The following is a 13,159-nucleotide window of genomic DNA, read 5'->3' as shown; positions in this document are numbered from 1 at the left end:
CTCGCTGGGACTGTCGGGCTCGTGCCTGGGTGAAGCGGTAGGGATTCGGTGCCGGTCTCGCCACCGTCGCCGCAGCGGTCGGCACGACGGCCGTCGCAGGCGTCGGAGTCCTCACGCGTGACGCCAACGCCGAGTCAAAGAACCGAGCGGCGGCGTCCAGCTATCCCTTCGCGGCGGCGGCCTCGCGGCTCAAGAACGCGAGGCGGGCCCGCTTCTCCGGCTTGTCGATCTCCGGGCCGAGCACGAACCCGGCTCTGAGCATGCGCGTGAGCGCCTTCTCGTTACTGACGTCGGGCTCGACGACGACGCGCAGGTTGGCCGGGTCGCTGAAGACGTAGGCGATCAGGACCGAGAGCAAGGCCCCGGTGAAACCCGGTTCGGGCACCGCGCCCCGGTGCGGGGCAATCAGCAGATGGACGCCGTAGTCGCCACGACGCACCTCGTAGCACTCGCCGACCGGGTCGGCGGCCGGGTCGTATGTCTGGAACAGGGCGACAGGGACACCGTCCCTCACTGCAAGCAGAGCATGGTGCGTGGCCAGCGAGTCGAGGAACTCATAGGTCTCCAGGACCTGTTCGCGGCTCTCCTGCCCCATTCCCCAGAACCGGGCGCGCTCCTCGGTGACCCACGAGTACAACAGGTCCAGGTCGGTAGCCGGGTGGACGGGTACGAGGACGATCGTTCCAAATCCGTCGATCTTCTGTTCGTGCAGGGGGGTGCGCCGGGCGGGCGGGAGCGCAGCGGGGGCGGGCGACATGGGAGTTTTCTCCTCGGTTCGATGCAGCAGATTCCAGTCGGTGGTCACGGGGACGAGGGCGCCCTCCACCCAGAGCGGGAGCTGGTCGCGGTGGTGGGCGTCACCGGGGACGCCGGATGCTCCCAGTGGGACGATCCAGAGGCTGTCCTCGCGTCGCGCCAGGTCCCAGACGTAACGGGCGGCGGGGCCGCGGGTGCTGTGGTGGGTGATGCCCGGGGTGCTGGAGGTGGACAGTACGCAGTCGTGGTCGCCGGCCAGTCCTGCCGAAGCGGGTGCAGCGCTGCTGCCCGCCGTGCCGGGCAGGGCCTGCCAGGTGACGAGCTGATGTGCTGAGGCCCACGGCCCTGGGCCGCTCTTGTGCGGTTCCGCGAGGGATCTGGCGATGCTCTCTGCGGCGGCTGCCACCATGGCGATGCGTTCGCCGTGCGGGACAGGTCCGCCGTCCAGCAGGAACTCCAGGGCGAACCCGATGCGCGGCAGCGCCGCCAGCCAGGGAAGGAACAGCCCTGGGTAGGCGCCGGGCCTGGCGGGCCGTCCGGGACCGACCAGTGGAGCCAGCGAGGGGTGTGCCGCGAGCCGGTGCACGACGTGCGCGCGCACGGCCGCGTACAGGGAGGCGTCGGTGGACGCGGCGTCCATGTGCCGGTCCCAGGTCAACAGCCGGTCGCGCAGTCGTACGGCATCGGGGCTGAGGCCGGGGGCCGCCGCGAGGAGGCCCAGCAGAGGGCCCGCCGAGGCCAGGAGCGTGTCGGTGTGGATGGCGGCCATGTCCGTGGCCGTCCAGTCTGTGGAGGTGGCCAGAAGTTCGCCGATGCGGTCCGCTCGGTGCGGTGGCGCGAACTCGACGCCGAGCGGGGCGGCGAGACCGCGCTCGTTGGCCATCACAGCGAGGCCTTCGATCCGCTTCCTGGGAGTCGGTGCACGGCCGGCACGCCAGCCGTGCACCGACTCCCAGGCGGGCACCGGCCGCAGGCTGTTGACGTAGGGACGCCGGGGGACGTAACCGGCGACACGGTACAGGGTGGCGCCACTGGTGTCCGCCGCGAGTACGACGTTGACGGGCTCCACCCAGCGGTCGAGCGCGGCATCCACGTCGGCGACGGTACGGGCGCGGAGCAGGGCCGGGAGCGCGTCGAAGCCAAGCTCGCCTGTGACGCGGGGCAGTTGACGCAGGCTCAGCGTTTGGACGGATCCGAACGGCTGCGCGGCGTGCTGCGGATTCTGGTCGTCGTCGCCCGCCGTCTCGACCATGTCCCGCCGATCGCTCGGGGCGGAGGGCTCCTGTGGCCCTCCGGCGATGACGGGGCCCCGGTCGGTCTCGATGATCTCGACGGTTACGGGTGCGGCGCCCGCGACGTCAATGGTCTCGGTGTGTGCGGCGGCGGGACGCCAGCCGTCGGGGCCCAGTGCTTCGACACGGCCGTCGCCGGTGCGCCGCAGCTGTTCGCGGTACAGGTCCTGGTAGTCCGCCATGGCGTTGGTGATCGCCCAGGCGACGCCGCCGGTGTGCGCGAAGTGGGCGATGCCTGGTACCCCCGGGACGGCGAGTCCGACGACGTCGAACTCGGGGCAGGCGAGCCGGATCTGCTGGTAGACGCCCGGGTCCTCGATGTACCGGTGCGGGTCACCCGCGATGATCGGGGCGCCGGTCGCGGTGCGTTCTCCCTCGACGAGCCAGCCGTTGCTTCCGGTGGTGCCTGGGCCGTCCGTGGCGAAGAGCCCGATCGCCTCCTCACCCAGCAGCCGGGCGACTTCGTCGCGCCAGATCTTGGTGGGGAAACCGGCGAACAGGATGTGGGTGGCGAGCCAGACCCCCAAGGGGGTCCAGGGTCTCCAGGTGCCGGGAGCGAGTCCCATGGCGGTGAATTCCGGTGCTTGCGAGGCGCCTTCGGCCAGCGCGGCGTTGACGCCGTCGGTGTAGGCCGTCACCCAGGCCGCGGTCTCCGGCTCCAGAGTCCGGAAGCAGCGCTGTGCGGTGTCGTCGAGCCGGGACTGTCGCGCGAACCGGTCCCAGTCGACTGCTTCCTCTCCGAGGAACGCGGCCGTGGTGCCCTGCACTCGGTGCCGGTCGAACTCCAGCTGCCAGGCGCGGTCCAGAGCCGTGGCGTGCCCTTGGCCGTAGGCCAGCGCAAGCGCGTCGTCCGCCCGGAGGTGAGGTATCCCCCAGTCGTCCCGCATGTGCTCGTACCGCGCCTTGAATGTCATCCCGCTCCCCTACTCCGGTGCACGTCAATAACCGGCCACTCCCCCAGCAACCACATTTAGGTTAGCCTACCCTTACTTGCACTTCTGGAGAGGAGACAGCTGTGGGCCATGGCTGGGAGGGCGTTGTCCTCAAGCTCATGCGGGGACGCGATTTCACGTTCACCGTGACCGGCGTCGAACAGGTCACCGAGCACTTCCGTCGGGTGCACTTCTCCGACGGAGGACTGCTCGCCGCGACAGGCGGCGCGCACCCGACCATGTGGGTGAGGGTCTGGTTCGAGCGGGCGGGAAAACCTCACCAGCGCGCGTACACACTGGTCGACCCGGACCCGTCCGCGGGGACGTTCAGCCTGGAGTTCGCCCTGCACGACGGCACGGCGAGCGACTGGGCCCGCGCCGCTCAGCCGGGCGACAGCATCGACGCGACGCTCCAGGGAACGGAATTCGCCCTGCCAAAACCGGCGCCCGCACGGCTCTTCATCATCGGCGACGCGGCGTCCGCGCCGGCGATCAACTCGCTACTGGACGCCGTCCCGCGGACTCCGGCCACCATCTGGTGCGAGACGACGCACACCTCCGACAAGAAACTGCCGTTCCGCCTGGACCCTGCCCACCACACCCTGCGTCATGTGGAACGCCGGGAAGCCGGACAGCACCTGGTCGAGGACGTCAAGGCCGAACTGCCGGGTCTTCTGGGTGAGGACACGTCCGATGCGTACATCTGGATCGCCTGCGACACGGCAACCACACGCGCCTTGGCCGCGTACGCGCGCAAAGAGTTGAACGTGCCGAAAGATCGGGTGAGCGCGCTGGGTTACTGGCGCAGCAGCTGACCTGCAGACGCCCGAAGCGGGACTGCTGGCTCCGTTCACCCAGTGAACGTCTTCAGCTTGATCTAGCGAGGAACCCCGGGCCTTCAGGACTCCGTTGGGAAATCCGTAAATCGGCTCTCGGGTTCGGGTCATGCCGCGAGGGTGAGGCGTGCGAGGTGGGAGACGCGGGTGGCGCCGAGTGGGGTGCCGTTCAGCCAGGCGTCGACTCGGGCGATGTTGAGGGCGGTGGCGGAGAGGACATTGGCGAGGTGCGTCTTGCTCTGGCCCCGGTAGGGGGTGCGTCGCAGGTGAGTGCGGCGGACGGCCTGGGAGATGGTGCCCTCCACCCCGGCGCGCACGTCGTAGCGTTCCTTCCACGCGTCGGTCTGCTGCTCAGCGCGTCGTTCTTCGAGGATCTGCTGCTGCTCGCGAGGCAGCAGGGTCAGGCTGCGGCCCCACTTGCCGTTGGCTGCCTTGGTGCACCTCTGCCTCAGTGGGCATGGGTCGCAGTCGGCGAGTGCGAAGTGCACCCGGACGAGCGGGGTCCCGCTGGCCTTGCGCTGCTGGGACCAGCTGATGCTGGATGCTCCCTGGGGGCAGACGACCTTCCTGGCCTCCCAGTCCGTTTTGAATGCGGCCTGGGTCAGGTCCGGTGCCTGCGTATCGCGTCCGCTGTGGTGGGTGTCGAGGCCGACGGGGCCGACCAGGTCGATGCCGTGGTTCTCGCGGGCGGCCAGGATGTGGGCGGCGGTGACATATCCGGCGTCGACCACATGCTCACACGGTTTCAACTCCCGCTCTGCCAGGTGCTGGTGGACCTCTGCGGTGACCTCGGTGTCGTTGACGGTGGCGTTCGTGGTCTCCACGTTGGTGATCAGATGCGGTGCGTCCGGCTCGCAGGTCTCACTCAGGTGGACCTTGTAACCGCACCAGCCCGAGCCGCGTTTGATGCCGTAGTGGGCGTCGGTGTCATATGGCGAGGACAGCCGGTCTCTAGCCGGCGGGAGGTCCTTGCCCTCCCGCCAGCACACCTCCTGCCCATCCCGGTGATACTGCTCCGACCAGGCCCGGCGCAGAATGCGGACCGCGGGGACCTCACACAGCCAGGCCGGAGCGGTCGCCGCATCGACGGCGTCAAGGAGAGCGAACCCGTCCCGGCCAACCTGCTCGGCCCACTCCCGGCGGACGTTCTCCCCTTTCGGGAAGCGGTAGTTGTCCACCTTGGCCCCGTAACGCTCCACCCACGCTGGGCTGATCAGCGGCGTCAGCCAGTTAGGGGCGGCCGCGGCCAGCACCTCCAGCGCCGCCCGCAGCGTCTCGCCGACGAACTCCATCCGGTTCAGCGTGCGCACCGCGGCCAGCACGTGCGTGGAGTCGGTGCGCTGCCGGCCGCCAGCCCGCAGGAGTGCGGCCTCCGAGAGTCGGGCCAGCACCACCTGAAAGACTCGCTCTTCCAGCCCGTGCGTGATGAGACGGGAGCGGAAGTCTCCCAGGACGGTGAAGTCGAACCCTGGATCGTCCAACTCCAGTCCCAGCAGATACTTCCAGTCCATCCTGGCCCGCACCTGGTCAGCGGCCTGCCGGTCGGACAGTCCCTCGGCATACTGCAGCACTGACACCAACGCCAGAGACCCCGGCGAGATCGCGGGCCGACCTCGACCGGAGAAGGCCTCGGCGAAGTCCTCATCCGTGAACAGCGCACCGAGGACTTCCCGGATCCGGATGGCCAGGGTCCCCTTGGGGAACGAGGCCCTCACCACCCGGGCCGTCAGCTCAGGCACCCCATCATCGGCCCGCGATTCCAGCGACATCCCGCTCTCCCCACCCCGCCAACGACCATAGCCATCAACAAGGCAAACGACATGGACCTGCTCGAATCACGAGTTCCCCAACGGAGTCCTTCAGGCCCGGGAGGAATCGCTTCTCTGGATTGTTCTGATGTGCAGGTCAGTTCGGGCGTTTTTGCTGCTCGATGTAGTCCTTGATGATGCTCAGTGGGGCGCCGCCGCAGGACGGGGCGAAGTAGGAGGGTGACCAGAAGTGGGCGTCCCACAGATATGTACGGACGTGGTCGGGGTACTCCTGGCGGAGTCTGCGGGCGGAGACACCCTTGAGGGAGCCGACGAGTCGGGACAGGGCGATCTTCGGCGGGTAGCGCACGCGGAGGTGGACGTGGTCGCGTTCGCCGTTGAATTCGACTAGCTCGGTCTCGAAGTCGGCACAGACGGTCCGCGTGATTTCTTCGCAGCGGTTGAGGATCTCGTCGGTGAAGGGTCCACGTCGGTATGTGGGTGTGAAGACCAAGTGGGCGTGGAGGGTGTGGACGACGCTACGACCCCTGTGAATGTTGGGGTTTGGCTCCCATCAAGGTGACATAGATCAATATAATCAGCTACGTGAAGATCGTGACGCAGGTGAAGCTGATGCCGGAGGCCGACCAGGCCGCCGCGCTCCGCTCCACGCTGCGAACGGTAAATGAGGCGGCGTGCTGGGTTTCCAAAGTGGCGTTCGAGCGTGGGGTTCCGCGTGAGTACGAGCTGCGGAAGCACGCCTACGCCGAGCTGAAGGCCCGTGGGCTCGGCGCTCAGGCCGCGCAGCACGTGATCAAGAAGACGCGGGATGCCTACACGACGTTGAAGGCGAACATCCGGGCCGGGAATCTCGGCGGGGAGGGCTCGAAGAGGCGGGTGAAAGCGGAGTCGAAGCCGATCACGTTTCGGCCAAAGGCGGCGCAGCCGTTCGATGACCGGTCTCTGTCATGGCAGTTGGATGCCCAGACAGTGTCGATATGGACGACGGCCGGGCGACTCAAGAACGTCGGGTTCGTCTGCTCCCCGGATGCTCTCAAGGTGCTTCGTGAGCATCGCAGGGGTGAGTCCGATCTGGTCGAACGTGAGGGGGTGTTCTACCTGATCGCGGTCTGTGAGGTCCCCGAGAAGCCGGTCAACGAGAACCCGGCCGACTGGATTGGCGTCGACCTCGGGCTCGTCAACATCGCCACCACTTCCACCGGCTACCGGGCCGCCGGGCGCGGTCTGAACCGGCACCGGAAGCGGCAGCTGGACCTGCGGGCCAAGTTGCAGGCCAAGGGAACCCAGTCCGCAAGACGACGGCTCAAGCAGCGCTCCCGCAAGGAAGCCCGTCACACCGCCAACGTCAACCACATCGTCTCCAAGACCATCGTCACCATCGCTGAACGCACCGGACGCGGCCTGGCTCTCGAAGAGCTGACCGGCATCCGTGACCGGGTACGGCTCCGTAAAGGACAGCGTGCACAACTGCATTCGTGGAGCTTCCACCAGCTCGGCTCCTTCCTTGCATACAAGGCACGCCGGGTTGGGGTGCCGCTGGTGTATGTCGATCCGGCATACACCAGCCAGCAATGCTCCGAGTGCTACCACATCGACCGGAAGAACCGGATCGATCAAGCAACGTTCGCGTGCAGGGCCTGCGGGTTTCTCGCCAACGCGGACGACAACGCATCCCACAACATCGGCCGCAGGGCCGAGCCCGTGTGGATCGCGGGGCGTGAGTCACGCGTCCCTGACAGCCCATAGGGGTGTCTGAACGGAGGGATCACCCAGCAGCCAGTTGGGACGACCACCTCCAAGCCTGGCCCTTTAGGGCCAGGTCAAGTTGACCCCGGTTGGCCTTGGTTGTCCGCCTCGAGGACCGCTCGGAGGGAATGCAGAGTGGCGGCGAGGCGTCTCAGGTCGGCAGCGGGAACCGTCTGCGTCAGTGAAGCGAGCGTGCTCTCGACCACCGGGCGGGCAGCCGCCAGTACTTCCTCGCCCTTGGGTGTGAGGCGCAGTACGGAGGAGCGGCGGTCCTGAGGGTGCGCGATCCGTGCGCACCAGTGTGCGGCCACCAGTCGGTCGACGGCCTTGCTGACGGCCCCCACGGTGATGGCCAACTCGCCGGCGATGTCGAGCACGCGGCATCCGTCCGACTGGTCGATGATCTGCAGGAACTCGAACTGACCCAACGACAGGCCTTGTTCTGTGCGCAGGCGGGCGCCGACCGCGTTGTAGAGCCGGGTCTCCACGCGGACGAGATCGAGGAAGACTGATGTGGTGTGGCTCACAAAACCTCCAGTAGATTCCTGGGAATCATCTTCCCTGGAAGGTAGTTGGATGCGAACAGATAGATTCCTTGGAATGCATCCTTGCACGTCAACTTGATGGAGGCTCACCATGTCCCAACAGCAGCGCCAAGCTCTGGACGCCCTGCTCCGTTCCGCCCCGCGCAGTGAGACGCCGCCCACCCCCGCGCAGCAGCGGGCCTTGTTCGCCACGGTCATGACGCGACCGGCACCGGAGGGCGTGGTCACCCGTAAGACCGTCCTGGGCGGGCGGCCCGCCCTGGATCTGGCACCGGCCAAGGCGGCAGACCGCGGGCGGCTGCTCTACTTCCACGGTGGTGGCTACGTCATCGGCGCTCCGGACACCCACGTCGGCATAGCGGGCGAACTCGCCGCCCGTGCCGGGATCCGGGCGACATCGGTGGACTACCGGCTGGCTCCCGAGCACCCCTTTCCCGCGGCCGTCGACGACGGGCTCGCCGCCTACCGTGACCTGCTGGACACCGGAGCAGACCCGCGCGAGGTCGTCGTGGCCGGTGACTCCGCCGGTGGCGGCCTGACCATCGCCACTCTGCTCGCCGCCCGCGAGGCGGGACTGCCTCAGCCGGCCGCCGCCGTCGTTTTCTCCCCGTGGGTCGACCTCACCCTCTCCGGAGCGAGCATGCGCACCAAGGAGGACGCTGACCCGATCTTCACCGCGGCCGACGTGCGCGCGTACGCGGATCTCTACGTCGGGGCGGGCGACCGGAGTCACCCCCTGGCGAGCCCGGTGTTCGCCGACCTCTCCGGCCTGCCCCCGCTGCTCGTACAGGTCGGGGCGAACGAGGTGCTGCTCGACGACGCGGTCCGCCTGGCCGGCCGTGCGGGCGCCGCCGACGTCGAGACCACACTGGAGATCGGGCCGGGTCTCCCGCACGTGTACCAGAGCGAGCACGGGCGTCTCGACGAGGCAGATGCCGCCCTCGACCGCGCCGCCCGCTTCCTCGCAAGCCGCCTCAACGCCTCCGCTGCACAGCAGCGCTGACCGGATGTTCCCAACGCCAGGCGTATGTGGCTGCTCCCCGCACCTCCAGGGCGGGGAGCAGGAAGAAGGTCCAGAATGCTCACCCAGAAGCGGTCTTCGGTCGCTGCCCCGCCGCCGACCGCCCCGAAGGTCTGGGATGGGCAGGAGCGTGCGCAATCGCAGATCAATTTCGGATGCGTGCGGGCGGTACGGACGTCCTCGCCTTCGGGGTCGCCCGTGTTCCACTGGGGCCAGCCCCACGGTGAGCGCACCGCGATGTCGAGCACGTCGCGGACCATCTCCCGGGCGGGCGAGGGGAGTTCGCCGAGGGTCTTCACGGCCTGCTAGGACAGCTGCAGCGTCCCGGGGGCCACCGCTCACGGGCGGGCGCCGAGCACGCCGTCCGGGTCGACGAAGCCAGTCTCGTCCCGGCCGGAGTCCAGATAGGCGTCGACAGCCGGGGCCGCCGCGGCAACACGTAACTGCCAGCTGCGGACGGTGTCGTGGAGCGGGGTGAGGCTGAAGCTGTGACGGGAGTCCTCCAACACCCTCGCCCAGTCCCGCTCGAAGGCCAGCACCCAGGCCTCGGCCGGACAGTCCGGCCGCCGCCACAGTTGCCGCACGATCACCGCCCCGACCTGCTGCAGGGTGCAGAAGGTTTTGAGCCCCACAACGTGTAGGGTCTCGCGGCTCGTGTCGGACACCGGTCCCGAAAGCAGCGGGTCTGTCCGCTGTCTCACGTCGTGTCGGACGCTCGGTGTCTCTGCTTCGTATCGTTACCCCGGCGGCGCTTGGGCCACCACCGCGCCATAGGCCGATAACGAGTTCGGGCAGTTCTCGTCGCTTCCCGTGGCGATGCCCAACTTCGTGCCTCGCCGTGGTAAGTGACGCCGTCTCATACCCGCGGCCGCGGCCCATCGGGACCAGGGTGACCACTTACAGAGGGGCAGGTGACCTCCCACGCCGCCTCGATCATTTGGAAGATCTCGTCCAGGGCGGCCTGCGGGTCGGCGGCTTCGCGGGCCAGCGAGTAGGCGTCGATCACGAACCTCGCGATGGTGCGGGTGGCGGTTTCGCTCAGCGTCAGGTCGGGATCGGCGGCGATGGCTGCGGCCAGGGCGTCCGCGTGGCGTAGGCGGAGCGACTCGTCGTACTTCCGCAGGGTGGGAGATCCGTCGATCATGCGCCAGATCGGTGCGGCGCTGTCCGCTGTGCAGTGCCGCACCAGGGCCAGGATCTCGCGGCGCAGCGCGGGGATGAGCGGCTCGTGCGGCGCCCGGCCGGTGACCGCCTGCGTGAGGCGCTGCTCGAAGTCCTCGTCCTGCTCGAACACCAGGGCCTCTTTCGAGGCGAAGTGTGAGAAGAGCGTGGTGACGGCCACGTCGGCCTCGGCTGCCACGTCACGGATGCCCACCGCGTCGTAACCGCGTTCCAGGAAGAGCCGCAGCGCGGTGTCGGCGATCTTCTGGCGGGTCGCGGCCTTCTTGCGCTCACGGCGTCCGGACTGCACGGTCATGCTCGTAGGCTATCAGGTATGAAAGAGTAACCGTTATGGAAAGCTATCTGGTAGTGCTACGTTCGGCGGCATGAAGAAGGTGAGCTTCGCCGAGTTCGGCGGTCCGGACGTTCTGCAACTCGTTGATGCCGATGAGCCCCACGCGGGTGCCGGCCGCATACGCATCGCCGTGCGGGCGGCGGGCGTGAATCCCGTCGACTGGAGGATTCGTGAAGGCCAGGTGCTGGGGGCCCATCCGATCGAGTTGCCCTCCGGCGTCGGGCTGGACGCCGCCGGGGTGGTGGACGAGGTAGGCGAGGGAGTCGTAGGCGTTGAGGTCGGTGATCGGGTGTTCGGCGAGGGCGCCAGCACCTACGCCGAGTTCGCCGTACTGTCGGCCTGGGCCCGGATGCCCGAAGGGCTGACGTTCGAGGAGGCGGCCGGGTACCCCTCCGTGGTGGAGACGGCGCTGCGCGTCATCCACGAGGTCGGTGTGCGGCCCGGGCAGACGCTCCTGGTCAGCGGCGCGTCCGGAGGAGTCGGATCGGCCGTGCTACAGATCGCCCGCGACCGCGGCATCACGGTGATCGGCACCGCCGGTGCCGCGAACCAGGAGTATCTGCGCAGCCTTGGCGCCCTCGCCACGACGTACGACGAGGGCTGGGGCGAGCGGGTTCAGCGGCTCGGCGACGTCGACGCGGCTCTCGATCTGGCTGGTTCGGGCGTGATCCGCGAGCTCGTCGAGCTGACCGGGAGTCCGCAGAAGGTCGTCTCCATCGCCGATCTCGGTGCGCCGGAGTTCGGTGTCCGGTTCTCCGGCGCGGCCGGAAGCGTGTCGGCGGCGCTCACCGAGGCCGTTGACCTGATCACGCGGGGCCGCCTCCACATCCCGGTCGAGAAGTCGTACTCGCTGGCCGAGGCCGCGGCGGCCCACGTCGACAGCTACGCCGGTCACACGCGCGGGCGCCGAGTCTTGGTCATCTGAGCCGCCTCCGGCGCCGTCACACGGCACGGCAAGCCGAATTCCTTGCAGCGCTTCTGTCGGGGCCCACCCGGAACCTGCGCACCAACCCGCACCCTCGGCACACACCGGGCCCCCGAAGACACCCTCGACTGCGCCTGCGACTTCACCTCACCGCCGCCGACACCCGACGAGGCAACACGCCACCGGAACCGAAGCTACGACTGCGCGCTTCAGCAGGTCAGTTGAGCACTTTGCTCCGAAGCCATGGCCGGGAGCGGCCACCAACTGGCGAGGACGTCGCGCATGACCAGAGCGCAGTCCAGGGTCGCGCTCCCTGACGGGAAGCGGTCCGGGTCTTCGAAGAAGGACGAGGCAACGGAGCGAACCCGGCCGGCTTCCACATGCCATGCATTGGTCCGCAGCTCCATGCCGTCCAGGTGACGGCCGGAGCTGGTGGCCGAGAAGCCCTTCGTCCCGCCTCGAAAGAAGCGGGAAGCCTCGGCAAGATCGGCGAAGAGCTCGCTGCCTCGCAGCTCGTCGGCCAGCTCGACGGTGGCATCCACTCGGGTGTCGCCATCCCATGTCGCCAGCGCGACGCGCATCTGACTGGGTGTCTCGTGCACCTCGAAGTCGGCTCGGCCGTGTTCGCCGGGGAAGAAGCGTCCTCCTGCCCAGACGTTGAGTCGCGAGGCGGAGTCGCGCCGTGGAATATAGACGCCGGTCTCCACGCCGTCCGGCCCGTCCCACTCGACGGCGATCCGATGTGCCGCGTTCTCGCTCCGCAGTCCGAACGCCTTGGGCGCCCAGGCCGGCCGGACACTTCCCAGGCGCAGCAAGCAGATGCCCGCGACCGCGTAGCCATGCACCAGTTGCGGGCGCAGTGGCCCGGGGAGCAGGCGTGCCGCGACATCCGACGCGACTCGGTAGTTCACCAGTAGCCGTCGTTCAACGACACTGGACAGTCGCGGCTGCCTCATGATCCCTCGCTCTGCACCCCAGGGCGCCATTTGGTGTGGCGAAGCACGAACTGCTCGGGGCAGACGGCGCTGAGGAACCGACCGATGCAGGTGGCCAGGCGGTCCTCGGCGAGCGCGTAGACAATCCGGTTGCCCTCCCGTCGCTCGGTGACCAGTCCGGCTCCCTTGAGCACACCGAGATGTCGTGAGATGGAAGGTGCGCTGATCGCGAATCTGGCGGCGATGACGCCAGCCGCGAGCTCACCGCCTCTAAGGTCCTCGAGGATCTGGCGCCTCGTCGGATCGGCGAGAGCACGGAAGGCTCCTGCCTCGTCCTGAGCTTCTGTCATGCCTTTTATTTAGCATCTTAGCTAAACATCTAACAAGGGCCCCGCGACCTCCGCCGGCAGTTAACGCTGGATCTCACCACCGCCGAGCCACGCACCACTACCATCCGCGAGGTACAGGCCCTGGAGAGTGCGATGGGCTGAACTGCCCGACCATGTGGTCCTGCGCTACGGCACCTTGTACGGCCCCGGCACCTGGTACGCGCGGAACGCCCCAATGGCCACCAAACTGCGTGCCGGGGAGGTGGCCGCGAACGACGCTGCGAATTCCTTCACCCAGGGAGAATGCCGCTCCCTCCACCTGGAGGTGTGCGTGTTCTCCTACCTGGCGGCCGAACTGCGGTCGGGCGATATCGCGGCGGCCGGGGCACGTCGACCCTGCGGTCGTCGACGAGATCGCAACCTGGCTAACCAGACGAACCCAGTTACTCGACGGCATGCGCGGCCCGGGGGCGATGAGTTCTGCTGTACAGCACCGTCTGAACTGGTGAACGGCACACGCAGAACCCTTCACCCGAAGAGGTCGTCGCTTTCCCCAT

12 protein-coding genes are annotated in these 13,159 nt (G+C 68.2%); 4 read left to right on the top strand and 8 right to left on the bottom strand.

The annotated features are described in order from the left end of the window. Positions 1–160: 160 nt before the first annotated feature. On the bottom strand, positions 161–2,962 hold the full coding sequence (locus tag OG707_RS40405; protein WP_329127047.1) for a GNAT family N-acetyltransferase: 2,802 nt from the start codon (positions 2,960–2,962) through the stop codon (positions 161–163). Between the two features lie 101 nt (positions 2,963–3,063). Here OG707_RS40405 and OG707_RS40400 point away from each other — a divergent pair, with 101 nt between their 5' ends. Further along, positions 3,064–3,795: a siderophore-interacting protein gene (locus tag OG707_RS40400; protein ID WP_329127046.1), complete on the top strand. Its 732-nt coding sequence runs from the start codon at positions 3,064–3,066 to the stop codon at positions 3,793–3,795. Positions 3,796–3,923: 128 nt separating this feature from the next. On the opposite strand, the gene OG707_RS40395 is transcribed toward OG707_RS40400, so the two are convergent. Together OG707_RS40395 and tnpA are read right to left on the bottom strand one after the other, a co-directional pair. Beyond that, positions 3,924–5,585, bottom strand: a complete 1,662-nt coding sequence (locus OG707_RS40395) for an IS1182 family transposase (protein WP_329126923.1) — start codon at positions 5,583–5,585, stop codon at positions 3,924–3,926. A 136-nt stretch (positions 5,586–5,721) separates the two neighbouring features. Next, positions 5,722–6,120, bottom strand: coding sequence for an IS200/IS605 family transposase (gene tnpA / locus OG707_RS40390; protein WP_329128224.1), 399 nt, complete (start codon positions 6,118–6,120; stop codon positions 5,722–5,724). Between the two features lie 38 nt (positions 6,121–6,158). Here tnpA and OG707_RS40385 point away from each other — a divergent pair, with 38 nt between their 5' ends. Further along, positions 6,159–7,331: an RNA-guided endonuclease InsQ/TnpB family protein gene (locus OG707_RS40385; RefSeq protein WP_329128222.1), complete on the top strand. Its 1,173-nt coding sequence runs from the start codon at positions 6,159–6,161 to the stop codon at positions 7,329–7,331. Positions 7,332–7,405: 74 nt separating this feature from the next. On the opposite strand, the gene OG707_RS40380 is transcribed toward OG707_RS40385, so the two are convergent. Beyond that, entirely contained in the window at positions 7,406–7,858 is a 453-nt protein-coding gene (locus OG707_RS40380; protein ID WP_329127045.1) for a MarR family winged helix-turn-helix transcriptional regulator, read from the bottom strand. Between the two features lie 109 nt (positions 7,859–7,967). Here OG707_RS40380 and OG707_RS40375 point away from each other — a divergent pair, with 109 nt between their 5' ends. Then, positions 7,968–8,879 carry an alpha/beta hydrolase gene (locus OG707_RS40375; protein WP_329127043.1) on the top strand — a complete coding sequence of 304 codons (912 nt, stop codon included), beginning with the start codon at positions 7,968–7,970 and terminating at the stop codon, positions 8,877–8,879. Positions 8,880–9,235: 356 nt separating this feature from the next. Here the strand turns inward: OG707_RS40375 and OG707_RS40370 are convergent, their stop codons facing one another. Both OG707_RS40370 and OG707_RS40365 read right to left on the bottom strand, forming a co-directional pair. Continuing rightward, complete coding sequence (locus OG707_RS40370; protein ID WP_329127042.1) at positions 9,236–9,529, bottom strand: DUF6247 family protein; 294 nt, start codon at positions 9,527–9,529, stop codon at positions 9,236–9,238. Positions 9,530–9,753: 224 nt separating this feature from the next. Then, positions 9,754–10,374 carry a TetR/AcrR family transcriptional regulator gene (locus tag OG707_RS40365; RefSeq protein ID WP_329127040.1) on the bottom strand — a complete coding sequence of 207 codons (621 nt, stop codon included), beginning with the start codon at positions 10,372–10,374 and terminating at the stop codon, positions 9,754–9,756. 70 nt (positions 10,375–10,444) lie between these two features. On the opposite strand from OG707_RS40365, the gene OG707_RS40360 reads away from it, so the two are divergent. Further along, a complete protein-coding gene (locus OG707_RS40360) occupies positions 10,445–11,338 on the top strand; it encodes an NADP-dependent oxidoreductase (protein ID WP_329127039.1) in 894 nt (297 codons plus the stop codon). A 209-nt stretch (positions 11,339–11,547) separates the two neighbouring features. On the opposite strand, the gene OG707_RS40355 is transcribed toward OG707_RS40360, so the two are convergent. After that, positions 11,548–12,294, bottom strand: a complete 747-nt coding sequence (locus tag OG707_RS40355) for a DUF2071 domain-containing protein (protein WP_329127038.1) — start codon at positions 12,292–12,294, stop codon at positions 11,548–11,550. Beyond that, positions 12,291–12,623, bottom strand: a complete 333-nt coding sequence (locus OG707_RS40350) for a metalloregulator ArsR/SmtB family transcription factor (RefSeq protein ID WP_329127036.1) — start codon at positions 12,621–12,623, stop codon at positions 12,291–12,293. The genes OG707_RS40355 and OG707_RS40350 overlap by 4 nt, the downstream gene beginning before the upstream one ends. Between the last annotated feature and the right edge of the window lie 536 nt (positions 12,624–13,159).

This window comes from Streptomyces sp. NBC_01465, from assembly GCF_036227325.1.
GTDB lineage: Bacteria > Actinomycetota > Actinomycetes > Streptomycetales > Streptomycetaceae > Streptomyces.
The sequence above is the reverse complement of the archived record's forward strand: the minus strand, read 5'-3'. Positions and strand labels throughout refer to the sequence as shown.

Excerpts from the sequence above, each read along its gene's own strand:
- OG707_RS40395 (WP_329126923.1), bottom strand. The coding sequence starts at position 5,585 with ATGTCGCTGGAATCGCGGGCCGATGATGGGGTGCCTGAGCTGACGGCC.
- OG707_RS40350 (WP_329127036.1), bottom strand. The coding sequence starts at position 12,623 with ATGACAGAAGCTCAGGACGAGGCAGGAGCCTTCCGTGCTCTCGCCGAT.
- OG707_RS40365 (WP_329127040.1), bottom strand. The coding sequence starts at position 10,374 with ATGACCGTGCAGTCCGGACGCCGTGAGCGCAAGAAGGCCGCGACCCGC.
- OG707_RS40405 (WP_329127047.1), bottom strand. The coding sequence starts at position 2,962 with ATGACATTCAAGGCGCGGTACGAGCACATGCGGGACGACTGGGGGATA.
- OG707_RS40375 (WP_329127043.1), top strand. The coding sequence starts at position 7,968 with ATGTCCCAACAGCAGCGCCAAGCTCTGGACGCCCTGCTCCGTTCCGCC.
- OG707_RS40360 (WP_329127039.1), top strand. The coding sequence starts at position 10,445 with ATGAAGAAGGTGAGCTTCGCCGAGTTCGGCGGTCCGGACGTTCTGCAA.
- OG707_RS40355 (WP_329127038.1), bottom strand. The coding sequence starts at position 12,294 with ATGAGGCAGCCGCGACTGTCCAGTGTCGTTGAACGACGGCTACTGGTG.